The 22337-nt window shown below is 46.9% G+C and carries 22 protein-coding genes; 1 reads left to right on the top strand and 21 read right to left on the bottom strand.

Going from position 1 to position 22337, the window contains the following annotated elements:
- Window positions 1–269 precede the first annotated feature (269 nt).
- The 12 genes from recO to rpsU form a co-directional block, all read right to left on the bottom strand.
- On the bottom strand, window positions 270–1019 hold the full coding sequence (recO, locus tag KNP88_RS06850) for a DNA repair protein RecO (RefSeq protein WP_029332942.1): 750 nt from the start codon (window positions 1017–1019) through the stop codon (window positions 270–272).
- A 3-nt stretch (window positions 1020–1022) separates the two neighbouring features.
- Window positions 1023–1931 carry a GTPase Era gene (era, locus tag KNP88_RS06845; RefSeq protein ID WP_029332941.1) on the bottom strand — a complete coding sequence of 303 codons (909 nt, stop codon included), beginning with the start codon at window positions 1929–1931 and terminating at the stop codon, window positions 1023–1025.
- Window positions 1924–2322 (bottom strand): cytidine deaminase, encoded by a 399-nt coding sequence (locus KNP88_RS06840; RefSeq protein ID WP_029332940.1) that lies wholly within the window; start codon window positions 2320–2322, stop codon window positions 1924–1926. Before KNP88_RS06840 ends, era begins: the two co-directional genes overlap by 8 nt.
- Before the next feature lie 49 nt (window positions 2323–2371).
- On the bottom strand, window positions 2372–2722 hold the full coding sequence (locus KNP88_RS06835; protein ID WP_088836557.1) for a diacylglycerol kinase family protein: 351 nt from the start codon (window positions 2720–2722) through the stop codon (window positions 2372–2374).
- The gene (ybeY, locus tag KNP88_RS06830) at window positions 2719–3195 is read right to left on the bottom strand and encodes an rRNA maturation RNase YbeY (RefSeq protein ID WP_029332938.1); all 477 of its coding nucleotides are present in this window, start codon (window positions 3193–3195) and stop codon (window positions 2719–2721) included. The genes KNP88_RS06835 and ybeY overlap by 4 nt, the downstream gene beginning before the upstream one ends.
- Complete coding sequence (locus KNP88_RS06825; RefSeq protein WP_214765424.1) at window positions 3192–5249, bottom strand: HD family phosphohydrolase; 2058 nt, start codon at window positions 5247–5249, stop codon at window positions 3192–3194. The genes ybeY and KNP88_RS06825 overlap by 4 nt, the downstream gene beginning before the upstream one ends.
- Window positions 5250–5286: 37 nt before the next feature.
- Window positions 5287–6249: a PhoH family protein gene (locus KNP88_RS06820; protein WP_214765426.1), complete on the bottom strand. Its 963-nt coding sequence runs from the start codon at window positions 6247–6249 to the stop codon at window positions 5287–5289.
- A 160-nt stretch (window positions 6250–6409) separates the two neighbouring features.
- Window positions 6410–6853 carry a hypothetical protein gene (locus KNP88_RS06815; RefSeq protein WP_214769899.1) on the bottom strand — a complete coding sequence of 148 codons (444 nt, stop codon included), beginning with the start codon at window positions 6851–6853 and terminating at the stop codon, window positions 6410–6412.
- Between the two features lie 13 nt (window positions 6854–6866).
- Window positions 6867–7850: a flotillin-like protein FloA gene (gene floA, locus KNP88_RS06810; RefSeq protein ID WP_029332934.1), complete on the bottom strand. Its 984-nt coding sequence runs from the start codon at window positions 7848–7850 to the stop codon at window positions 6867–6869.
- A complete protein-coding gene (locus KNP88_RS06805) occupies window positions 7847–8356 on the bottom strand; it encodes an NfeD family protein (protein WP_034801219.1) in 510 nt (169 codons plus the stop codon). Before KNP88_RS06805 ends, floA begins: the two co-directional genes overlap by 4 nt.
- A gap of 192 nt (window positions 8357–8548) precedes the next feature.
- Window positions 8549–8995, bottom strand: a complete 447-nt coding sequence (locus KNP88_RS06800) for a GatB/YqeY domain-containing protein (protein ID WP_029332932.1) — start codon at window positions 8993–8995, stop codon at window positions 8549–8551.
- Between the two features lie 21 nt (window positions 8996–9016).
- Complete coding sequence (gene rpsU, locus KNP88_RS06795) at window positions 9017–9190, bottom strand: 30S ribosomal protein S21 (protein ID WP_012369719.1); 174 nt, start codon at window positions 9188–9190, stop codon at window positions 9017–9019.
- A 311-nt stretch (window positions 9191–9501) separates the two neighbouring features.
- Between rpsU and KNP88_RS06790 the strand changes: the two genes are divergently transcribed.
- Window positions 9502–10755, top strand: coding sequence for a dicarboxylate/amino acid:cation symporter (locus KNP88_RS06790; protein WP_214893005.1), 1254 nt, complete (start codon window positions 9502–9504; stop codon window positions 10753–10755).
- Window positions 10756–10828: 73 nt separating this feature from the next.
- Here KNP88_RS06790 and pulA read toward each other — a convergent pair whose 3' ends face one another.
- From pulA to KNP88_RS06745, 9 genes are all read right to left on the bottom strand, one after another.
- Window positions 10829–13741, bottom strand: coding sequence for a type I pullulanase (gene pulA / locus KNP88_RS06785; RefSeq protein ID WP_214893003.1), 2913 nt, complete (start codon window positions 13739–13741; stop codon window positions 10829–10831).
- A 384-nt stretch (window positions 13742–14125) separates the two neighbouring features.
- Window positions 14126–15049, bottom strand: a complete 924-nt coding sequence (locus KNP88_RS06780; protein ID WP_214893000.1) for an LCP family protein — start codon at window positions 15047–15049, stop codon at window positions 14126–14128.
- Between the two features lie 11 nt (window positions 15050–15060).
- Window positions 15061–16248, bottom strand: coding sequence for a DHHW family protein (locus tag KNP88_RS06775; RefSeq protein ID WP_214892997.1), 1188 nt, complete (start codon window positions 16246–16248; stop codon window positions 15061–15063).
- Window positions 16249–16264: 16 nt separating this feature from the next.
- The gene (locus tag KNP88_RS06770) at window positions 16265–17653 is read right to left on the bottom strand and encodes an MBOAT family O-acyltransferase (protein ID WP_214892994.1); all 1389 of its coding nucleotides are present in this window, start codon (window positions 17651–17653) and stop codon (window positions 16265–16267) included.
- Entirely contained in the window at window positions 17643–18140 is a 498-nt protein-coding gene (locus KNP88_RS06765; RefSeq protein ID WP_214892991.1) for a hypothetical protein, read from the bottom strand. The genes KNP88_RS06770 and KNP88_RS06765 overlap by 11 nt, the downstream gene beginning before the upstream one ends.
- Complete coding sequence (wecB, locus tag KNP88_RS06760) at window positions 18137–19237, bottom strand: non-hydrolyzing UDP-N-acetylglucosamine 2-epimerase (RefSeq protein ID WP_214892989.1); 1101 nt, start codon at window positions 19235–19237, stop codon at window positions 18137–18139. The genes KNP88_RS06765 and wecB overlap by 4 nt, the downstream gene beginning before the upstream one ends.
- 23 nt (window positions 19238–19260) lie before the next feature.
- The gene (locus tag KNP88_RS06755) at window positions 19261–20091 is read right to left on the bottom strand and encodes an ABC transporter ATP-binding protein (RefSeq protein ID WP_214892987.1); all 831 of its coding nucleotides are present in this window, start codon (window positions 20089–20091) and stop codon (window positions 19261–19263) included.
- An 11-nt stretch (window positions 20092–20102) separates the two neighbouring features.
- A complete protein-coding gene (locus tag KNP88_RS06750) occupies window positions 20103–20903 on the bottom strand; it encodes an ABC transporter permease (protein ID WP_214892985.1) in 801 nt (266 codons plus the stop codon).
- Complete coding sequence (locus tag KNP88_RS06745; RefSeq protein ID WP_214892983.1) at window positions 20900–22192, bottom strand: nucleotide sugar dehydrogenase; 1293 nt, start codon at window positions 22190–22192, stop codon at window positions 20900–20902. The genes KNP88_RS06750 and KNP88_RS06745 overlap by 4 nt, the downstream gene beginning before the upstream one ends.
- Between the last annotated feature and the right edge of the window lie 145 nt (window positions 22193–22337).

Genomic DNA, 22337 nt, shown 5'->3' with positions numbered 1-22337 from the left:
TCCAAAATTTATAAGGAAACACAAAAACGTCCCTATGTACAACATGGTTGTACATAGGGACGAGACAAGCCCGCGGTTCCACCCTACTTGCATGCGTAGCATGCCACTCTTTTACGGGAACACTCAAAAATGCCGTTCACACCCGTTTCATATCCAGCTCACACTATCCTGGAATCGCTTGAATGAAGAGGAGGTGCTACTCCTTTTTCTCATCGTGTTCGTTTAGTTAGTTCTTCCGCACTTATTCTACCGAACGTACGCGTAGTCTGTCAATCATTCTCAAGGTTGAGCAATTGATCGAGAACGCGCTTCGATCGTAACCGAAGTCCACTATAACGTTCCATATAGGCATCCATGATTTGACGCAGTAATCGTTTCGTTTCCGGCTTGACCGTGACCGTCCCGATCCGTGAAAAATCATAGACGGAAAAGACATAGAGCATCTTTGCAACTGACTCCTGCAAGAATACGGCATACTCATCTTCATGACGATGGCGCTTACAGAGCAGTCCGCCATGGTTCAGCGAAAAGGCGAAAGGTGCTTCCGTACTCCCGCAAATCGTACAGCCGTTTAAGTGCGGAGCGATACCAAGATGACGCAACAAGCGTAGTTCAACAATGAACGATACGACATCCGGATCAAGTCCTTCGTCCATCGCCTCCAGTCCGTCGACGAATAAATCATAGAGCGTCGGATAGGCGACGCGTTCGTCAAGTGCCTTATCCGCAAGTTCGAGCAGGTACATCGCATATGACATCAAGAGGACGTCTTGCCGGATATGTGAATACCCGGTGATGACATCCGCTGATTTTAATTGACCGAGTCCACGTGACCTCGGGTAGACATAGACCGCTCGAATAAACGGCTGACTTGCTGCATTAAACCGGCTACCCGGTTTCTTCGCACCACGAGCCATGACGGCGAGCTTTCCGTATTCACGCGTCAGCAACGTGATGATTTTATTCGATTCACCATACACGACCGTTCGTAATACGAGCCCTTCCGCCTTATCAATCATCGCTTAATACTCATCGTCGCGGAAGCCGAGTTCACGCAATTGTCCGGCTTTGTTACGCCAGTCTTTTTGCACTTTGACCCATAGGTTCAAATAGACTTTCGTTCCGAGAAGCATTTCGATGTCCGTCCGTGCTTCAGACCCGATTTCCTTGAGGAGTGCCCCACGTTTCCCGATGATGATGCCTTTTTGCGAATCACGTTCGATTAAAATCGTCGCGTGGACGTCGACCATATTGCCGTCCTCACGTGTTTTGATTTGATCAATCGCAACTGCGATCGAATGCGGTACTTCGTCTCGTGTTTTTTGTAAGACTTTTTCGCGAATCATTTCCGAGATAATAAAGCGTTCCGGATGATCCGTTACTTGATCGGCCGGATAATACATCGGTCCTTCTGGTAAAAGTTTCGCAACCTCACCGAGGAGCGGTTCAACATTATTACCTTGAAGAGCAGAAATCGGCACGACCGCTGCAAACTCTAATTCGTCTTTATACGACTCAATGATTGGCGGAATGTCATTCGGATGAATCAAGTCGACCTTGTTCATGACGAGAATGATTGGCGTATCAAGGCCTTTCAACTTCTCGATGATGAAGTCGTCGCCTTTTCCTTTTGGCTCCGTCACGTTGATCATGAAGAGAATCGCATCGACTTCACGCAAAGCGTTTGTCGCAACTTTCATCATGAAGTCACCGAGCTTATGCTTTGGTTTATGAATTCCTGGCGTATCGATGAAGACCGTCTGCACATCATCCGTTGTGTAAACACCTTGAATCTTGTTTCGTGTCGTCTGTGGCTTATCTGACATGATTGCAATTTTTTGACCGATGACACGGTTCAAAAACGTCGATTTCCCGACATTCGGACGACCGATGATCGAGACGAATCCCGATTTAAATCCTTCTTTAAACATTGAGATCTCCCTTCGTGAACGCACCTGGTAACAATGCGCCAACGGTTGTTTCTGTGACATCACCTGTTAAGTTCGTCAAATAGATTGGCATATCTGCATCACACATTTCGAACAGGACTTGGCGGCATTGTCCGCATGGTGCTACTGGACCTTCCGTGTCTGCTACGACAGCCATCGCTGCATATTCACGTGCATCTTGTGCCCATGCTGAGAAGACGGCTGTCCGCTCTGCACAGTTGCAGAGACCGTAAGCAGCGTTTTCGATGTTACACCCGTGGAAGACTTGTCCGTCTTTTGTTAAGAGAGCAGCTCCGACTTGGAACTTCGAATATGGAACGTACGCTTTTTCGCGTGCAATTTTAGCTTGTTCGAGTAATTGTTCTGTTTTCATGTCATTTTTCCCCTTTTAGCAACTTTGTTGGCCAAAAAAGGCCGGATTCTTATTGTACCAAATATGGGACGAAGATGCATAGTGCAATCACAATTGATGTAAGCGCCAACACTAAAACTGCACCGCTCGCGATGTCTTTTGCCGCCTTGGCTAACGGATGCCACTCTTTCGTCACTAAATCGACCGTTCTTTCAAAAGCTGTATTCAGCATTTCCGCACCTAGAACGGTACCGATCGTTAAAAATAAGATGGCACGTTCAACGGACGAAAGTGGGAAATAAAATGCTGCAATCGTGACGACTAGTCCGAGAACAAAATGAACTTTCATATGTCGTTCTTCTCGAACGGCTTGTCGGATGCCCGCTAGCGCATGGACAAACGGAACCCACCAGGACTTCACAACTCGCCTCGATACAACTCGAAGTGATGTAGAATTTCCTCCTGACGTTTTGTCATGACTTCTTCATCTGCCTTTTCGATGTGGTCATACCCTAACAGATGTAAAAAACCATGGACGGCTAGAAAACCAAGTTCCCGCTCAAACCGATTTCCATATTCAGCCGCTTGTTCCCGACACCGTTCGACGGAAATGATTAAATCACCCAGTACAACGGGTTCGTCTTCTAGTAATTGAAAGTCAATTTCATCTTCTCCGAGCTCATCCATCGCAAACGAAATGACGTCCGTCGCTTGATCTTTCCCACGCCAGTCGCGATTGATTTCTCTGATTTCTTCATTCGTCACGAATGTGACGGACAGCTCACTATTGACTTCGACTTCTTCTTGTTTCGCAGTATAAATAAGAATCGATTCGACTAAGCGCTGCTGTTCCTCGCTCAATAAGTTTCCCTCGTCTGTCATATAAGTATTCATTTCGTTTCCTCTTTCTTTAATTCAGGATATTCAATCCGTTCGTGGAACAATCCCGAAAGCGTATGACACGCACTTTCCCCGACACGATAAATGTCACGTGTCGTAATGTCACATTCCGCGAATTGATCGTCGAGCATCTTCTCTCGAATGATTTTCGAGACAAGATCACGAATCCCCTCTTCAGTCGGAGACTTCATCGAGCGGACAGCTGCTTCAATCGAATCCACAATCATGATGACTGCCGCTTCTCGTGTCTGTGGTTTCGGTCCACTGTAACGGAATTCCGCTTCGTTGACTTCACCTTGCTCCGTTGCTTTTACATAGAAGTAGCGGAGTAACGACGTACCGTGGTGTTCTTGGCAAATCGCGACGATTGCCCCCGGGATTTTTGCTTCTTGTAAGAGTTCTACTCCATCATCCGTATGCGCTAAAATAACACGCGCCGACTCGATTGGTGTCAATCGATCGTGCGGATTACGGCCATGTTGATTTTCGATGAAATAAAGCGGACGGCGGGTTTTCCCAAGGTCATGATAATAAGCACCAACTCGCGCAAGTAACCCATCTGCCCCGATTGCTTCACATGCCGTTTCAGCTAAGTTCGCGACCATCATACTATGATGATACGTTCCTGGTGCTTCGACCAGTAATTTCTTTAATAACGGATGTGTAGGATTTAACAGTTCTAATAACCGTGTCGGAGCCAAGATTCCGAAAGTCATTTCTAAAAATGGTAACAAACCAATCGCGAAGATAGCACTCAATACGCCGCTCGCGATCGCAAATGCCGTTAACGTTAGCGTTTCCTGAAGTTCAAGTTGCCCACTGCGCATCAATAAGAAGGTAAAGAAGACAACGATGTTCGCAGCAGAAATCATTAAACTACTCAAGAAAATCCGTCGTCGTGACAAACTCGATTGTAAAAAGAAGGTCGCGACGAGTCCGCCCACCACTAAGTAAATCGCAATGTTAAAACTAAAGTTTTGGTTCGTGCTATAGAAAAATGTGCCGGCAAGCGCCATAAAGAGTGTGCTGGACAAGGCGATTCGTTCATTCAGCAAATTTCGTAAAACGAGTGCCGCGAATGCCGTCGGTGTCAACAAGTACAGTACAGGATTGATATCCTCTGCCAAAAACGCCATTCCGTATGTCACGACAAGTTGCAAAATCACGACAAGATAGACAAGACCGAACAAACGTACTTTACCCATCTTCGCGTATCGAAGATTTGAACGAGCGATGAATCCATATAACAGCAACGTCATTAAACCACTCAAAAGTAACGTTCCTAACAATGGTTTGAACGACTTCCGGTCAGAGATCAATCCGACAAGCTTAAGCTGACGGTATTCATCTTGCGAAATCACTTCACCACGCTTAACGATAACCTCCCCTTCAGAAATGATGACAGGTTCGACTTTATCGCTCGTTTGATTTCGTAATTGCTCCGTCTTCTCAGGGTCATACACGTAGTTCGTGACAATCAATTGATCGGTCAATGCCTTACTGACCGCTTTTAATGAAAAAGATAATGGTGTTCGGTCGATGTCGAGCCGTGCATTCTCACGCGCTTCTGCTAACTCTCCGTCCTCAGAAGAAATCCGCTGTTTCATTGCTTCTTCAATTGCCGTAATCACCGCGTCACGTGTCGTGCTTCGAACGGACGAAGAAGACGTCGCAAGCAAACGCAATTCATCATCTTTCAATAAATCAGCCGCCTCTGTATTTCGAAGCCGCTGCTTAATCCGTCCGATGTCTTCTGCCTTCGTTATACCTTTTAAGCTCGCAAAGAGTTGTTCCACCTTATCAATTTGTTGCGATGCATATTCTTTTTTGACCGTATACTGACTGTCAATCGCAGCTACGGTATTTTCTTTAATCTGTCTGGTCGCTTCACGGTCTTCGATGGTCAAAGGAGATCGGATATCTTCTTCCGCGATAGAGAAGGCTTCTGCCGCCAAAGCTTCCGGACGAACGGACACATACATCATCGTTGACACGATGATGTAAAATCCAATCGTCAGCAAGCTGATCCACAGTCCTATTTTCCGCATGTCTTAGTCCCCTTCCCCTTACTTTCATGGTTGAGTTTCAGCCGATTTCTTGGCTGTACGCATCAATGATTTTCCGGACAAGTGGATGACGAACGACATCAGCAGAACTGAAGTGTTCAAAATGAATGCCTCGAACATCACCTAACAAATTCAAGGCTTCTTGCAATCCAGAGGCTTTTCCCCGAGGCAAGTCGACTTGCGTCAAATCTCCTGTAACAATCATTTTCGAATGAAATCCGAGTCGCGTCAAAAACATTTTCATTTGTTCTTTTGTCGTATTTTGAGCTTCATCCAAGATGACGAAGGCATGTTCGAGCGTTCGTCCACGCATGTAGGCAAGTGGAGCAATTTCAATCACACCGCGCTCTAATAAGCGCGCCGTATGTTCGACACCTAACACATCATGGAGCGCATCGTATAACGGACGAAGGTAAGGATCGACTTTTTCTTTTAAGTCCCCCGGTAAGAAACCTAGACTTTCACCAGCTTCAACAGCAGGACGTGTAAGGACAAGCCGTTTCACATGCCCCTCTTTCAGGGCTTTCGCCGCCATGACGACAGCTAAATACGTTTTCCCTGTCCCAGCAGGTCCGATTCCGAACGTTAAATCGTATTTCTCAATCCCGCGTACATAACGTGCTTGACCTAGTGTTTTTGCACGTAATGGTTTTCCTTTATGATTCGTATGAACGACGGTGTCATATAATTCAAGTAATTCATCGACTCGATTTTGTCGTGCCAATTGAATTGCACTTGTTGCGTCACGCTCCGTTAAAACTGCCCCACGATTCACGAGCTGTGTGAGAACGCCGATGACTTGCGTCGCCAGTCTAATCGAGTCCTCCATTTCTGCTTGAACAATCAATTCATCACCTCGATGAACGAGCTGAACATCAAGTTCTGCCTCCATTGTTTTAAGCACCGCATCATTTGGTCCAACGAATGCTTGCGTCTGATCTGAATTCGAGAATGCGAATGGAATTCTTTCATTAAATATCACGTTATGATTGGCCTCCTAATGATGGACAACAGTATGTCATCGCCACAAATCTATTCTCTTCTACTTTAGCATTTCCTAATAATAGATGGAAAGAAAAACCCATCTTGTTGAAACACCTAAAAAGGTCAGCTCCCCTTAAAATTAGGAAGCTGACCTGTTCTTATGAATGGGGTGTTTTCGTTTTACGTTTTGAAACGGGTGGACCGAGGACTTCGCTCCAGATGATGGCACGACGTGCTTCTTCTTGCGTCGTTTGCATCCCTGTTTTCTTGACCGCTTTCGTCCCGATTGCTCCTTCGGCGATTGACCCCTTGATTTCTCCGATATTCGTACTCGTTTTAGAAACCAGCTGACGATCCGTATGCCGTTGCATGTCCGTTCGACGATCTTCTAACAACGGACGTTGCTGTTTCTTTTTTACAGCCGGCGGTGCATCATCATTCGTCATCGCTTCCGCCTGCCCCACCATGTTCTTCACATAATCCCCAAACTCTTTTGATGGCGTCCTTGTCGGTTGGTTAGCTTTACTTTTATCTGCCGCTTTAGAAATGACAGAGATGACGCCAAATGCCACCATTAAACCGACCCAGATTAAACTTCCCATCCTACATCATCCTTTATTGTGAGTCATTCGGCGAAGACTGACCACCAATTGCCTGGCGCATCTTCGTATCTGCTGTCACGTTGAGGTAATTCGCATAATCCATCACGCTGAAGTTTCCGTCACGAAGCGCTTCCGAAATCGCAAGTGGGACTTCCGCTTCGGCTGCAACAACTTTCGCACGCATTTCTTCGACACGTGATTTCATTTCTTGTTCGCTCGCAATCGCCATCGCACGACGCTCTTCCGCTTTCGCTTGGGCGATGTTTTTATCCGCTTCCGCTTGATCCGTTTGAAGAACAGCACCGATATTTTTCCCGATATCGATGTCCGCGATATCGATTGATAGAATTTCGAACGCCGTACCGGAATCAAGGCCTTTCGCAAGAACCGTTCGTGAAATCATTTCCGGATTTTCAAGCACTTCTTTTTGATCGTGACACGAACCGATTGTCGAAATGACACCTTCGCCGACACGGGCGATGACTGTTTCTTCACCCGCACCACCGACAAGACGGTCAATGTTAGCCCGGACTGTGATTCTTGCTTTTGCTTTTACTTCAATCCCGTTCATCGCAACACCTGCGATGAATGGTGTTTCGATGACTTTTGGGTTAACTGACATCTGTACTGCTTCAAGCACGTTTCGTCCTGCCAAATCAATCGCGGCCGCACGTTCGAAACTAAGTTCGATGTTTGCACGATGCGCGGCAATCAACGCATTGACAACACGGTCGACGTTACCACCGGCAAGAAAATGACTTTCAAGTTGGTTCGTATTCAAGTTTAAGCCAGCTTTGACGGCTTTGATTAACGGATTGACGATTTTAGATGGTGTGACGCGACGTAAACGCATTCCAACGAGTGTGAAAATCGAGACGCGGACGCCGGCCGCCAAAGAACTAATCCACAGTGGGATTGGAACGAGCGTAAAGAAAATTGCGAGGAAGATTAAGACTCCTCCGGATATGAGTAGGACCGTTAACAGTTCAGGTGTCATGTGATTGACTCCTCCTTCGTAGTTTGGACTCGAACGACGACGCGTCCGTGTGTCACTTCTTTGACGATAATTCGCTCACCAGAGCCGATAAAATTCCCTTCAGTCACTGCATCGATCCGATTCCCATCGATTTCAATCGTTCCAGCAGGTCGTAAAGGCGTCAAACTGATACCTTCCTTGCCATTGAGTTGAACTTTCTCTTCATGTGACAAATATCCTTTTTCCGACGATGTCGAATCCGTCAAAATCAAACCTCTCCATAACAATGACTGGTTGGATTTGATTCTTCGGTATGCCCAGTATCCTGCCGCCAGCGACAAAAATACGGATAGACCTATCGCAAGGCCGACTTGACCGACCGTCGCACCCGCCATGATCAGGCTCGCGAGGACAGCACCGATACCCACAACTCCAAAGATACCGAATCCTGTGACGAATATTTCGATCAGCAACATGACGACACCGACCAAGAAGACCGCTAAAATCATCCCTAAGCTAAAAGACATTACTCCGTTCACCCCTTTTTATCAGAATCAGACGCTTCTCCCCTTCTGAAACACATTTCTTTGTTACTCTTATTATATACGCTTTCACCCATTAAAAGGTTTCACAACTCTTTTAATTTCTAATTATTCCGATAATATGTGTCAAAAAAACAAATAAAAAAAAGGTATCCCAAGGGATACCTTCAAAATTGATCAATTTAATTGTTGTTTAACAAGTCGATTAATCAAAGCACCGTCCGCCTTGCCCTTAAGCTGCGGCATGACGACGCCCATTACTTTCCCCATATCAGAAGGAGCAGAGGCACCCGTCTGTGCAATAGCTGCGTCAACGATTTCCTGAACTTCTTCTTGAGAAAGTTGTTTTGGCATATAAGCTTCGAGCACGATAATCTCTGCTTGAATCTTCTCGACGAGGTCGTGACGATCAGCGCTTTCGAATTCTCGGAGGGAGTCGTTGCGCTGTTTCATCTCACGTGAGAGTATAGTTAGCTCTTCCTCATCAGTTAATTCTTGCTTACCGAGTTTAATCGCTTCATTTTGCAGGGACGACTTCACCATCCGAATCGTCGTCAGACGATCTTTCTCACGCGAACGCATGGCTTCCTTCATATCCGCTGTCAAACGCTCTTGAAGACTCATGAGGATACACCCTCTCTAACGTTAGAACTTCTTACGCTTACGCGCAGCCTCCGATTTAAGCTTACGTTTTACACTTGGCTTTTCGTAGTGTTTACGTTTACGAACTTCAGCAAGCGTACCATCTTTTGAAACACCACGTTTGAAGCGACGAAGTGCGTCTTCAAGTGATTCATTTTTACGTACACGAGTTTCCACTAGTTTTCCCTCCCTCCGATATTACCGACTAAAGGAAACGTGTCAGACACGTCATATAACATTATAGTAGGAATGTACAGAATGGTCAATAGTTGATTGACATGTTCTCATTACATCCTTGATATGTTCCTTTTTGTTCCTTTCTATAGTCTCATGTCGTCCCATTATTTACAACAGATTCATCTGTTTTACCTAAAAAAACGTGGCACTTTTTGTAAGCGTTTTCTTAAAATCGTTAAAATGTTTTGTCAAAACAGTGAATGATGTGTCAAAATATAAACAGTTATCTGAAAAAGGAGTTGGTATTATTTATGAAAGAAGCAAAACGAGTCATCTGGGGTCTTCTCATCGGTATCGCCTTAGGACTTGTCCTAGCCGCTCTACCTGACAAGACGATTTACGAAAAATTAAATATGTATGCCTTACAACCAATCGGGACAATTTTCTTGAACCTGATTAAAATGCTTGTTGTTCCAATCGTCTTCTTCTCAATTTCCCTCGGTGTCATGGGTCTCGGGAACCCAAAAGAATTGGGTCGTGTCGGCGGAAAAGCCATCGGGTTTTTCTTATCGACGACAGCAGTTGCGATCATCATCGCACTTGGTCTTGCCTTATTAATCAAACCGGGCGAACGTGGTACTTTCCCGACTGAAGGACTGCCAAAGGCAACCGGTGAGATTCCTGATACAAGTATCATCAATACAATCGTCGGGATGTTCCCGACAAACCCGATCACGGCGATGGCGGAAGGTAACATGCTCCAAATCATCGTCTTCAGTGTGTTCGTCGGGTTCGGAATTACGTTCTTAGGTAAGAAAGCAGCAACGCTTCGTTCGTTCATCGAACAAGGCAATGACTTGATGACGTACTTAATCACACTCGTCATGAAAATGGCGCCGCTCGGAGCTTTCGCCTTGATCGCTTCAGCCGTTGGTTCATTAGGTCTTAAATCATTACAAGCAATGTTCGCGTATATGTCGATCGTCGTCTTATCATTAATCGTCCATTCATTATTCACATATGGTTCTGCCGTCTCTTTGATCGGAAAAATGAATCCGATCTTCTTCTTCAAGAAGTTTGCACCCGTCATGATGTTCGCCTTCTCGACATCTTCGTCGAACGCAACACTTCCGGTCGCGATGCAAACGGCGCAACGTGAACTTAAAGTACCACGGTCTGTCTCAAGTTTCGTTCAACCGCTTGGTGCGACGATCAACATGGACGGAACAGCAATCATGCAAGGGGTCGCGACCGTCTTCATCGCGCAAGTCTATAATGTCGATTTAACACCAGGACAACTCGCGACGGTCGTCTTGACTGCCGTCCTCGCGTCTGTCGGAACAGCTGGTGTGCCTGGGGTCGGTCTCGTCATGCTGACGATGGTCCTCCAGTCGGTCAACCTTCCCGTCGAAGGAATCGCCTTAATCATCGGGGTCGATCGTCTACTCGACATGATGCGGACTGCCGTCAACGTCACTGGTGACGCTGCTTGTGCCGTCATCGTAGCAAAATCGGAAGAAGGTAACTTAAAAGATAAGGAAGTCGAAGACGAGCGCTACGCGTAAGTTTTCCGCTTGATGAAAAAAGGTCGTCCCTACCGTGAATCACTCATGGTAGGGACGACCTTTTTGTATCTTGTTATTTTTTTAGAACAAATGAACTGAGTGGATCCACCGTGATGCTGCCTGAAACATTTCGAAGTGTTTTCGTCCCTGCTGTTTTACCATCGACGATCAACTTCCACTTTCCTTTCGGAAGCGTCAGCTTGACCGCAGTGCGTTTTGCGTTATGGACAACGAACAACTCTGCTTTTTGATGTGGTGCATCTTCTGAAAGTTGATACGCGACGACTTGCTCCATCGTATCGACAAACGTCAAATACCGTCTGATGTCTTTCGCTGATCCGAGGTGAAGTGCCGGATTTGCTTTCCGGACTTCAATCAAGCCCTTCATGTAATCGACGTCTTGTTGACGATCCATCTTCCGTTTCCAGTCGAGCTGGTTGACGGAGTCCGGTGATTTATACGAATTATGGTCGCCGCCCTTCGTCCGCATGAAATCCTGACCGGCATGAATGAACGTCGTCCCTTGTGACGTCAACAGGATGCTTGACGCCAGGCGGTGCATTTTCGTTTTCGTCGCATCCGTATCGTTCGGGTTCGTTAAGTTCAACTTATCCCATAACGTATGGTTGTCGTGTGCTTCGACATACGTGATGGTTTGATTCGGCTCTGCTGCGAATCCCGTGATGTCTTTGTTGTAAGCAATCTCACCGACGATTCCGCGTTTAATGCGTGTTTCAAGACCTGTTTTCCCGTTAATGAATCCTGCATCCGTATCTTCAAAGACACTTCCTTTAAGCGCATCACGCAAGTTATCGTTGAAGTGAGCGACGCCTGGCATTTGTTTCGCATTTGTCTGATTCGCTTTTTCTGTTTCAGGAAGTGGTGTGTTCAAGCTCCATCCTTCGCCGAAAACAAGGATTGATGGATCAATTTTAGTTGTCGTTTTTTTGACGGCATTCATCGTCTTGACGTCGTGAATCCCCATCAAATCAAACCGGAAACCGTCCCAGTGGTACTCTTTTGCCCAGTATCCGACGGAGTCAACGATCAACTTATGCATCATCTGGCGTTCTGACGCTGTATCATTCCCGACACCCGTCCCGTTCGCTAAATCGCCACCCGCTGTGTAACGGTAATAGTAACCTGGGACGATTTTATCGAGGTTCGATGCTTTGGCGTCGAACATATGGTTGTAGACGACATCCATGACGGCACGTAGCCCGTTGTCATGAAGACCTTGAATCATCTGTTTCATCTCTGTGATTCTGACTTTCGGGTCATATGGATTCGTCGCATATGAACCTTCTGGTGCATTGTAGTTTTTCGGGTCATATCCCCAGTTGTATGATTTTAGCGGATTCGTCTCATCGACGGAAGCCGTATTGAAGTCGTAGACTGGGATGAACTGAACATGTGTGATGCCAAGTTCTTTGAGATGATCAAGTCCTGTCTTCGTTTTCGTTTTCTTGCCATCTTTCATTAAACGTGTTCCACGTTCAACTACTCCGAGGTACTTCCCTTTTTGCTTAATTCCTGAATCATATCCTGAACCGGTCACATCAAACATCGACAAATCACGGACGTGGGTTTCATAGATGATGGCATCTGTCGCTTGTTTAAGCGGCATCTTTGATTTCGTCCAGCGTTTCGGATCCGTCTCCTTTAAATCAACGACAACACCTTGATCTCCATTGACAGCAACAGCTGTCGCATATGGATCGACGGCACGCGTCGTATCTTTTGCATGTTTCACTTCATATGTGTAGCCTGTCCCGTCGAGGTCACCTTTTACAGTGACGGTAAAGACGCCACGATCACCACGTTTCATCTCGATTTCTTGTGTGATGTCTTTTGTTGTTGCTGCTGCTTGTTTTGGTAACTTGTATAACTCGAGTTCGACAGCTTGTGCAGTCGGAGCCCACAAACGGAACGTCGTTTTTGATTTTTTATACGTCACACCTAACTTACCGTCATAGGCATATTTTTGATCAAAGGCATCAGAACGTAAGACCTGTCCCGCTTCAAGCACACCTTCACCGAATACAGGATGTGTCACAGTCACGATCTTTGCTAAATCGATGTCGGACGAAACCGTTACTTCAAGTGTCTTCGCGTCAAGTTGTGTGACGACCGGATTGACGAGTCCCGTGAACGAAAATTGTCCGATATCGTCTGCTGAGACGGGCGCGTTCGTTTTGAGCGTCAGCTTCTTAAAGTCATCTGCGAGGAAACTCGTAATCTTAGGTGTCCGGTCAATTTCCGGTTTTCCGTAGTAGATTGTTTGATCCCCTTCAATTAACCAGATGTCTTTTGCTCCGGCATAGAAGAAACGATCCGCCCCGTCTTTTTCGGACCAGCCTTCGATATGCGGAATGATCCCGACGAGCCGTTGTTTTGTTGTGTTCGCAAGCGAGACTGTCGCGATGGCACCGAATTCATCCTGTTGATTAAATTCGAATCGTTGTCCATCCGCCTCATTCGGCCATGCCCAAACGCCGTATTTTTCATAATCGTTGTCATAACGGTAATAATGGACGTTTGTTTTGATTGATTCGACGTCAGCCCCGCCTGTCGGATTGACCGGTGAGACGTCTTTACTTCCAGACGCAATCCACACTTCCGCGACACCATCTTTAATCATATCTTTCGTGATGAAACGGTCATTTTCAGAACCGACATCTTTATTCCAGTTATCATCACGGACGATCAAGCCGATTTTTTCTGGTTGGTCGACTGGGAATTCATAAGCGGCAATCTTTCCGTACGCATCTTCTCCGTTAAAGGCGTGCGCCTTGTTCGGGAAGTAATCCGGTCCATTCGCCCAGAGCCAGAGATTCCAATCTTTTTCCGACGTTTTATCTTCTTTGTAGTGAATGATGACGAGCGTCGACTTTCCTTTTTCGAGCGCTAATCCGTTCACTGGGAGTAAACTGAAAATTAGTGCAAACGTTAGCACAACTGCACAGACTGATTTCCATCGATTCATGTTCCATCCTCCTTGAATGTATGTAATCGTTTTCATTTCCATTTTCCACACGAATTCCCATACTGTCAAAGTATATTTTAGTTAACTAAAGAAAATAAGCCTTTCGGACCAGAACAAAAAAGGGCTGACTCATAAGTCAGTCCAAAATCAATCCTATATCGATCAAATGCTTATGAAACTTAAAAAGCCTGCATGGGTAGGCTGTTCTGTCACATTTCCCTGTCTCGACTCGTCTTCAAAGCGGCAACCTTACGCGCCGCTTCGCTTCGCTGCAGGGTCGCGTAAAGTTGCTTTTCGCTTTGGAAGCGATTCAAGACGGAAGGCGCTTTTAATTCTCGCCGCTTTGTCTACAAAATGAAGCAAACGACAACACCACAGTCTATGTTATCCCTTCATCAATGCCTCGAGTGCTTGTTTCGTTTCCCGCATCGACGCCTCCGAAGCGAAGAAATACCAAATGCCGTCACTTGCGATATACCCTTCGCCGTCGATTTTCAAGGATTGTAAGTGTTTGAAACCGGTTTGATTCTCTTGTGCCAGTTGGGTCGCTTCAGAAAACGTAATGTTCGTACTGAAATTATCCTCTAAGACCTGACTGAGTTGTTCGAGCTTCGTTAAAATGTTCGGACCTGCAAGTTTCATTCCGACAGACTCGAGAACTTGCCGTTGCCGGATTTGTCGTCCCATATCCCCAAGCGGATCCTGTTTTCGCATCCGGGCGTAACCACTCGCTTCGAGACCGTCCAGCTCAATCTGTCCTTTCTTGTACTCTTTTTGGAGCCGACGGTCGTTCCAACTAAAGGCAGACGGATTATCAACCGTCACACCATCAACGGCGTCAACGAGTTCAATCAGTCCATCCATGTTGATTTTAGCGTAATACGGAATCTCGACGTCAAACGTTTTTTCGACCGTCTGAAGCGTCTCTTCGACACCGCCATAGGCATACGTATGATTAATTTTTGTCGTCTGTCCATCTGCTAACGTGACTTGCATATCGCGCGGAATCGAGAGCGAACTCGCTTGTTTTGTTTTCGGATTAAACGATAACAACATGATTGCATCGGCCCGACCCGGATCATTTTTCCGTTCATCGACCCCGATCAACAAAACATTGACAGGTCGCATGGCTTCAAGTGGTAATTTTTGCTCGCCTTTTAGTGGAGTAATCAATGCATCTGCTGTTCGTTGGAGCTTTAAAAATGCGTATCCGGTCGTCGCACTCGCCACCAAGACAACTAGTAACAAAAGCGCACTCGCGACTCGCAAGAACGGATTCGGTCGTTTTTTCTTCATCCGTGATTCCATCATTAACCTCCTCACAGTTTCTGTTGATACGTCTTCATCAGACCAGTGATATTCGAGTTATGCAAGAAAAGTACACCGTCGACTTGTTGTTGTTTTGCGAATACAGACACGTCAAACGTGGCATTGACATACCGGATATCAACGACTTCGAGATTCGCACTTCGGGCGAGAAACGGCAGGACAGGATTCGCAAAGGAATCCTTCAGGACAAGCAGTTTTGGTCCCTTGACGTCCGACTGCATCGACATGATCCCATGGTTACCGCGTAAAAAGACTTCATACCGGTCAGCATAATCACCTGCTTCCTTGATATAGCTTTCATCGATGACCGGTTGCTGGCACGTGTTGTCGTAGCACACATCAATCCCGTCAAACTGGCTTGCGTCGTAATAGGCAAGTGTATCGCCGGTCGTCGCATAGGCGAGGGTCGTTTTCCGGGCAAGTGATCCATAGTACTCGTGCCCGGATACTTTCCGGGCGTTTGACGCGATGGGTACTTCTTTAATCGATACCTTGTCCGCTTGCAACTGACGAACGATTTGCTGATAGGCAAAATAAGCTCCGTCAATGTTCCAGTGATGATCCGTTTTAAAATAATCGGACAGCTTCAACTCATCGAGCGAAATGTTCGTCATCCCTGCCTCGTCAAACCCTTCTACCATCTTTTTGTACCGGACTGTCGCGTTCGACGCGACATAATCGGGTAAAATCCCGTTCTGCTCAGCGACGACCGTCTTTGAAGGAGCAAGCGCCATGTAGACAGGTCGATCAACGGCTTTGACAAATTTCTTAAAACCGTCCGGAATCGGTGTCACCGGTGCCTGACTCGACTCAATCATGTAGTCATTCGGGGCCGTATAAATGCCATTTCGAAACGGTTGGCGTAAGACGTTTTTTGACAAGCGGGCTTGTGTTTCGACGAGTGTCCCACGAAGCAACAATTGATCGGTAAGATACTTTTCAAGTTCTCCCATGTATGCCCCACTGACGACTGTTGCTGTTGTTGGTGGCGTCAATTTTGCGAGCGAACGATTTTCAAGTTGTGACATGACACGGTCCTGTTTCAAGACCGTCCCAAGACCAACCATCGTCAGGATAACCATGAAACTGACTGCCGTCGCCGCCATCATCAGTCGTTCGAACGAGTACTTCTTTCGTGGCCGCTGGTCCTTGTCTGGTCTGAGTGGCGCATGTGCCATGCTGATTCCTCCTTACTTAAAAACGGAAATAAATGAACGGATTGAAGGTACTCGCGACGAGGGCAGATGTCGCAAGAAACAGTAACAACATCGCATAGCCATACTGAATCGTCTGTCCGACTTTCCCGAGCCGTTCGACGATCCACTGACCCAGTATTTTTGGTAGCGGTGTCGCAGCAAACGCGGCAAGCAGTAAGATGACGCCATTTTGGACGAGCTGGTAACTGGCACGTTCATCCCACACTTCTGTCGGGATAAACATCGCACGCAAGTACTCGAGTGCGTCCGGAAATGTCGTTGCACGGAAAAAGACCCAGCCGACTAACACAAGAATGAGTGTCCAAATCGTCGAAATGACGGGGACACGGCGTAATAATTTCCCGAGAAATGCTTTCTCGAGCATAATCCATATCCCGTAGTAAGCCCCCCAAGCAACGAACGTCCAACTTGCACCATGCCAAAGGCCCGTCAACATCCAGACGACTGCGAGATTTCGATATTGTTTGAGCGGTGAGACACGATTACCACCAAGTGGGATGTAGACGTAGTCACGGAACCATGAGCCGAGCGAAATATGCCAGCGTCGCCAAAACTCCGAGACGGACTTCGCGATGTAGGGATAGTTGAAGTTTTCCAAAAAATGAAACCCGAACATCAAACCAAGTCCGATCGCCATGTCGCTATATCCCGAAAAATCAAAGTAAATTTGTAGCGCATAAGCGATGATGCCGATCCATGCCAGCCCCATCGATAAATCATTCATCTTGAAGATGGCATCTGCCACTTGCCCGCAGCCATTCGCTAAAATCAATTTTTTCGACAACCCGATAATAAAGCGGCGGACACCAAGTGCGAAATCAGGTAAGGTCTCTTGTCGATCGTTGATTTCATTTGCGACCGTCTCGTAGCGGACGATTGGCCCGGCAATCAATTGCGGAAATAACGCGATATACAAAGCTAAATCAAGCGGGTTTTTTTGGACTTTCCCCGCTTCCCGGTAGACATCGATGACGTAACTCATCGCCTGAAACGTAAAGAAGGAAATCCCGATTGGTAACACGACTTCCGGAACAAACAGTTCCACCTGAAACGTTTGATTCAAAGACGCCATGAAAAAGCCACTGTACTTGAACCACCCGAGTAAAGCGAGGTTCGTGATGACCATACTCGCCATGACAGGTTTGATGCCGACACGGTTCCGGTACGTATCGACCATCAGGGCAAACAAGTAGTTGATCAGGATACTCGCGAGCATCAGCAAAACGAACTTCGGTTCTCCCCAAGCGTAAAAGAAAAGGCTCGCTACAAGGAGCCAGCCGTTACGAAAAAATCGTGGCATTAGATGATAGACAAGCAGAACAACCGGTAAGAAGACAAATAAGAAAATCGTCGAACTAAACAGCATAGTGAGGATCCTCCTGTTTCAGTTGAATACGTTCAGCGATCTTCAACTCGGTCAGTTGGATCCGGACGTCACCTGCTACGAGAAATTTAAAGGCAATTTTAAAATACTGTGCCCCTTTGATCCGCTCCAGTTGAATCTGAAGATCGGTTGCCCCGTCGAGCATGACGAACTCCGACTCCGACCCCATGCGTTTTTTATTTCCGTATTGCATCTTAAAGAGTTGGATTTGACAAGGAACATCGGTTTCAAAACGACACGTCACATGAATGATTTCCGCCTGTCCGAAAGCGGCATCTTGGCGATACAGCTTTGACGGCGGATACTGGAAACCTTGATCAAACAATTGGATATACAATTTATCCGCATCCGTCGCCGCCTGGAAATCGAACAACACACCAACCGCTTCGTCTTCTAACAGAATCTTTTCTTGACTTCCCTGCGGAAAAAAATGATAACTTGCTAAATGAAACTTACGTGCTGTTCTCATACCGGGACCTCGCTCATGATCGCGTCAACGATACGTTCCGCCGCATGACCGTCACCGTAAGGATTGGCGGCCTGTGCCATCCCCCGATACATTTCTTCATCCGTCAACAAACGGTGACTCATCTCAAAAATACGTTCCGGATCTGTCCCGACAAGTTTCAATGTCCCGGCTGCAACACCTTCCGGCCGTTCTGTCGTCTCCCGCAGAACAAGTACTGGTACACCAAGCGATGGCGCTTCTTCTTGGATGCCGCCGGAGTCTGTCAAAATAAACGTTGCCCGGGCCGCTAAGTTATGAAAATCAAACACATCGAGCGGATCAATCAAATGAATTCGCGGATGGTGTTTCAATTGTTCCGCCGCTTCGAGCACGATTGGGTTCGGATGGACGGGGTAGACGATTTCAATATCCACATGCGTCTCTGCCAACCGTTCGATGGCATCAAAGATTTGCGACAGCTGGAGGTGATTTTCGCGCCGGTGAACGGTCAGTAAAATTAACTTGCGTCCGCTCGCCTCTAAGTCCGTTAAGACTGGGTGCGTATAGTCGGACGAGACGGTTGTCTTGAGCGCATCGATGACGGTGTTGCCCGTCACGATGATTGGTGTCTGTTTATGCTCGCGTCGGAGATTTTCGGCTGCTTGATCTGTCGGCGCAAAATGAAAATCAGCCAGTACTCCCGTCAATTGACGATTCATCTCTTCCGGGAATGGTGCATATTTTTGGTAGGTCCGTAATCCCGCCTCGACATGTCCGACCGGAATTTGTTGGTAAAACGCAGCGAGCGAAGCAGCGAACGTCGTTGTCGTATCCCCATGGACTAACACGAGATCGGGTTGCTCCTTTTCGAGGACACGACGCATCGCATTCAAAATCCGTGCCGTCATTTCTTCGAGTGTTTGTCGTGGACGCATCAAATCTAAATCGTGGTCGGGAACGATTTGAAATAACTCAAGCACTTGATCAAGCATCTCCCGATGTTGCGCCGTGACGACGACGATCGGCTCGACACCTTCGCGCGCCTCAAGTGCTTTGACGACAGGCGCCATTTTAATCGCTTCCGGTCTCGTTCCAAATACAAGCATGACTTTTTTCATCCATTCCATCCCCTATCCCTTATTCATGATGACAATTCAATCGTCTCGCCACGGACGGACCGTTCGATTTCATCACTTCGTCCTGTCCGTTTTTTTGCCACGTAATGGGCAACTTGCTTTTTCGATAACTGTTTGTGCCAGTAGAGATACTTGTTGTACTCCGCCATCGTCTCATTGGTTGGTCCGAACATCCGGACTTCGCCGTATTCGAGCCATAAGACTTTTGAACAAAAACTTTTGACCTGACTGAGCGAGTGACTGATGAAGAAAATCGTCTTCCCTTGATCACGAAATTCGCGCATCTTATCCAAACATTTTTCCGTAAACGTCTGATCGCCGACCGATAAGGCTTCGTCGATAATCAAGATATCTGGATTGATGTTGATGGAAATCGCAAATCCTAAGCGGGCCCGCATCCCGCTCGAATACGTTTTGACGGGTTGGTCGATGAATTCCCCGATGTCGGCGAATTCTAAAATGTCTGGTGTAATCATTCGGATTTGTTTTTTGTTCAGTCCCATCATCAGCCCCTTGAGCTCGATATTGTCGCGCCCCGTCAACTGATTGTTCAATCCGCTCGAGATGGCGATCAAAGCGGACTTACCACGTAACGTCACCTGCCCGTACGTCGGAGGCGTGACGTTCGCAAGGAGATGTGACAACGTCGATTTCCCGCTTCCGTTGATGCCGACGACACCAACGATTTCACCTTGTTCGACTGAAAACGATACATTCTTTAAGGCATAGAACGGCTTTCCGCTCATCTTGCCAAATAAAACCTCTTTTAACTTATCAATCGGACGCGAATACAAGACGTATCGCTTCGAGACATTTTCAAACACGACATGACTCATCTTCGTTCCTCCTACACATAATCAATGAAATAACGACGGAATCGGATATGGACGGTTGCACCTGTCATTAAAATCACTGCGGTAATGCTCCAAAAATAACAGCCGTACCAAAGATGCTCCATCAAATACCCCGTTCCGATTAACGCTGAACGATACCCTTCGATCAAATAGACGAGTGGATTGATCATCAACAACGTCTTAAAGATGGAATGATCGGGTGGGACCCACATAATCGGCGTCAAATACATCAACATCCGCATGCCTGATGTGACCATGTTTTGGACATCCCGGACCATCGTCGCGAGCGCCGACAACAGGAGCGAGACCGCATATAAGAAAATGATTCCTGCCGGTATGATGTACAACAGTTCGAACGTATGCCACCCCGGAAAATAACCGAAAGCCATTCCTAGAATAATCGTCAGGAGGACCATCGCAATGTGCCGATAAAATTGTGCCAAAATGACATAGGCCGGAATCGTACTCAACGGGAAATGCATCTTCGAGACGAGCGCGACCCGTCCATAGATGGAACGGGACCCGCTTGGAATCGTACTTCCGATAAAGAACCAGGCAATCAATCCACTGACTAACCATAAGACAAACGGAATCCCGTCAACCGGGTGTCCACCTCGAATGCCAAAACCAAAGACAATCCAGTAGACACCGATTTGCAACAACGGCGTCATGATTTCCCAAAACCAGCCGAGGTATTGCATGCTGTATTGGCTTTTTGTCTCATAGAGTGAAAGACGTACGATCAGGTAAAGATGATCTTTCAACTCATTGAGAACAGTACGGACACTGTTCATATCGCTTCAGCGTCTACTTTCATCGTGTTATGTGTATGCAAGTTACCAAAGTTGAGGACCATGATATCTTCAAGCTCTCCGACGACGCCTTTCGTATCGAATAAGACTGGTGTCCGCATTTGGTTTTTCAGACGACGTGAATCAAATGCCTTGAATTCATCGTGATCGACAAGGACAAGGGCAAGGTCAGCTCCTTGGATTGCTTCAATCTCGTCGACTAATGTGAAGCGTGACGAAATCGAGCGTTCGACGTGCGGATCACAGACTGCGACATCGAGTCCACGATCTAGTAATTGTTCGATGACTTCGACTGCCGGACTTTCCCGCATATCATCAACGTTTCCTTTATACGTGACACCGAAGACAGCAATTTTCGGACGGACACGGTTGGCGACGAGGCGTTCTGCTTGATCCGCAACGAAACGGGGCATGTTGACATTCGTATCACGCGCCGTATGGATGATTCGTGCAAGCGACGGCGCCTTCGCGACGATGAAGTACGGATCGACGGCAAGACAATGTCCTCCGACACCCGGTCCCGGATGATGCAAGTTGACGCGTGGGTGCATGTTTGCCATCTCAATGACATCGAGGACGTTAATTTTAAGTTGGTGACACACTTGTGTTAATTCGTTCGCAAGTGCGATGTTGACGTCACGGAATGTATTTTCCATCAACTTTGACATCTCTGCCGTCTTCGCATCCGTCTGGACGATTTCCCCCTGGACGAAAGTCCGGTAGACAGCGGCCCCGGCCTCGGCACACGCTTCCGTCAGTCCCCCAACAATCCGGTTGTTATGAATCAATTCATGAAGAATTTGTCCCGGTAAAACCCGTTCCGGACAATGGACGACGAACACGTCTTCGCCAATCTTAAAGCCCGCTTCTTCAATCAATGGTCGTACATGGTCATCCATCGTCCGTGGTGCGATTGTTGATTCGACGATGACGACGTTCCCTTTTTCTAAGTGTGGCAGCAAATTGCGTACTGCTGAAATGACATATTTCAAGTCACATGATTTGTACGTATCGTCAAGGTTCGGCGTCGGAACGGCAACCAGAAAGACATCAGCTTGTTCCGGCGTTAATGTCGCACGGAACGTACCGTTCGCGACGACTCGTTTGATGACGTCTTCTAAGCCTGGTTCTTCAATATGGATATCTCCTGCATTCAACATTTGAACGATTCGCGGGTCGATATCGACACCGACTACTTCTGTGCCGTGATCTGCGAACATCGCAGAAGAAGGTAATCCAATATATCCAAGTCCGATTGTACAAAGTTTCATTTTGTCATTCCTCCATCTAGTGTGTAGTTCACGTCAAACCTTGCATCGAACATGACGTGGCTGTAACTAGACCATACCGACAATTCCTAGTGTTTCCAATGGTTCTAACCATCTCTTAAACCATTCTTCACAGACCTTACATTCG

This window comes from Exiguobacterium sp. H66, from assembly GCF_018618705.1.
Taxonomy (GTDB): Bacteria; Bacillota; Bacilli; order Exiguobacteriales; family Exiguobacteriaceae; genus Exiguobacterium_A; species Exiguobacterium_A oxidotolerans.
This window is presented reverse-complemented; position numbering and strand designations above follow the sequence as displayed.

Bases quoted from the DNA above. Each gene is read 5' to 3' on its own strand.
- KNP88_RS06750 (WP_214892985.1), bottom strand. From the start codon at position 20,903: ATGAACAGTGTCCGTACTGTTCTCAATGAGTTGAAAGATCATCTTTAC.
- era (WP_029332941.1), bottom strand. From the start codon at position 1,931: ATGTTTAAAGAAGGATTTAAATCGGGATTCGTCTCGATCATCGGTCGT.
- KNP88_RS06745 (WP_214892983.1), bottom strand. From the start codon at position 22,192: ATGAAACTTTGTACAATCGGACTTGGATATATTGGATTACCTTCTTCT.
- ybeY (WP_029332938.1), bottom strand. From the start codon at position 3,195: ATGAATACTTATATGACAGACGAGGGAAACTTATTGAGCGAGGAACAG.
- pulA (WP_214893003.1), bottom strand. From the start codon at position 13,741: ATGAATCGATGGAAATCAGTCTGTGCAGTTGTGCTAACGTTTGCACTA.
- KNP88_RS06765 (WP_214892991.1), bottom strand. From the start codon at position 18,140: ATGAGAACAGCACGTAAGTTTCATTTAGCAAGTTATCATTTTTTTCCG.
- wecB (WP_214892989.1), bottom strand. From the start codon at position 19,237: ATGAAAAAAGTCATGCTTGTATTTGGAACGAGACCGGAAGCGATTAAA.
- recO (WP_029332942.1), bottom strand. From the start codon at position 1,019: ATGATTGATAAGGCGGAAGGGCTCGTATTACGAACGGTCGTGTATGGT.
- KNP88_RS06790 (WP_214893005.1), top strand. From the start codon at position 9,502: ATGAAAGAAGCAAAACGAGTCATCTGGGGTCTTCTCATCGGTATCGCC.
- KNP88_RS06840 (WP_029332940.1), bottom strand. From the start codon at position 2,322: ATGAAAACAGAACAATTACTCGAACAAGCTAAAATTGCACGCGAAAAA.
- KNP88_RS06805 (WP_034801219.1), bottom strand. From the start codon at position 8,356: ATGTCTTTTAGCTTAGGGATGATTTTAGCGGTCTTCTTGGTCGGTGTC.
- KNP88_RS06775 (WP_214892997.1), bottom strand. From the start codon at position 16,248: ATGGCACATGCGCCACTCAGACCAGACAAGGACCAGCGGCCACGAAAG.
- KNP88_RS06800 (WP_029332932.1), bottom strand. From the start codon at position 8,995: ATGAGTCTTCAAGAGCGTTTGACAGCGGATATGAAGGAAGCCATGCGT.
- KNP88_RS06755 (WP_214892987.1), bottom strand. From the start codon at position 20,091: ATGAGTCATGTCGTGTTTGAAAATGTCTCGAAGCGATACGTCTTGTAT.
- KNP88_RS06770 (WP_214892994.1), bottom strand. From the start codon at position 17,653: ATGCTGTTTAGTTCGACGATTTTCTTATTTGTCTTCTTACCGGTTGTT.
- floA (WP_029332934.1), bottom strand. From the start codon at position 7,850: ATGACACCTGAACTGTTAACGGTCCTACTCATATCCGGAGGAGTCTTA.
- KNP88_RS06780 (WP_214893000.1), bottom strand. From the start codon at position 15,049: ATGGAATCACGGATGAAGAAAAAACGACCGAATCCGTTCTTGCGAGTC.
- KNP88_RS06815 (WP_214769899.1), bottom strand. From the start codon at position 6,853: ATGGGAAGTTTAATCTGGGTCGGTTTAATGGTGGCATTTGGCGTCATC.
- KNP88_RS06825 (WP_214765424.1), bottom strand. From the start codon at position 5,249: ATGCGGAAAATAGGACTGTGGATCAGCTTGCTGACGATTGGATTTTAC.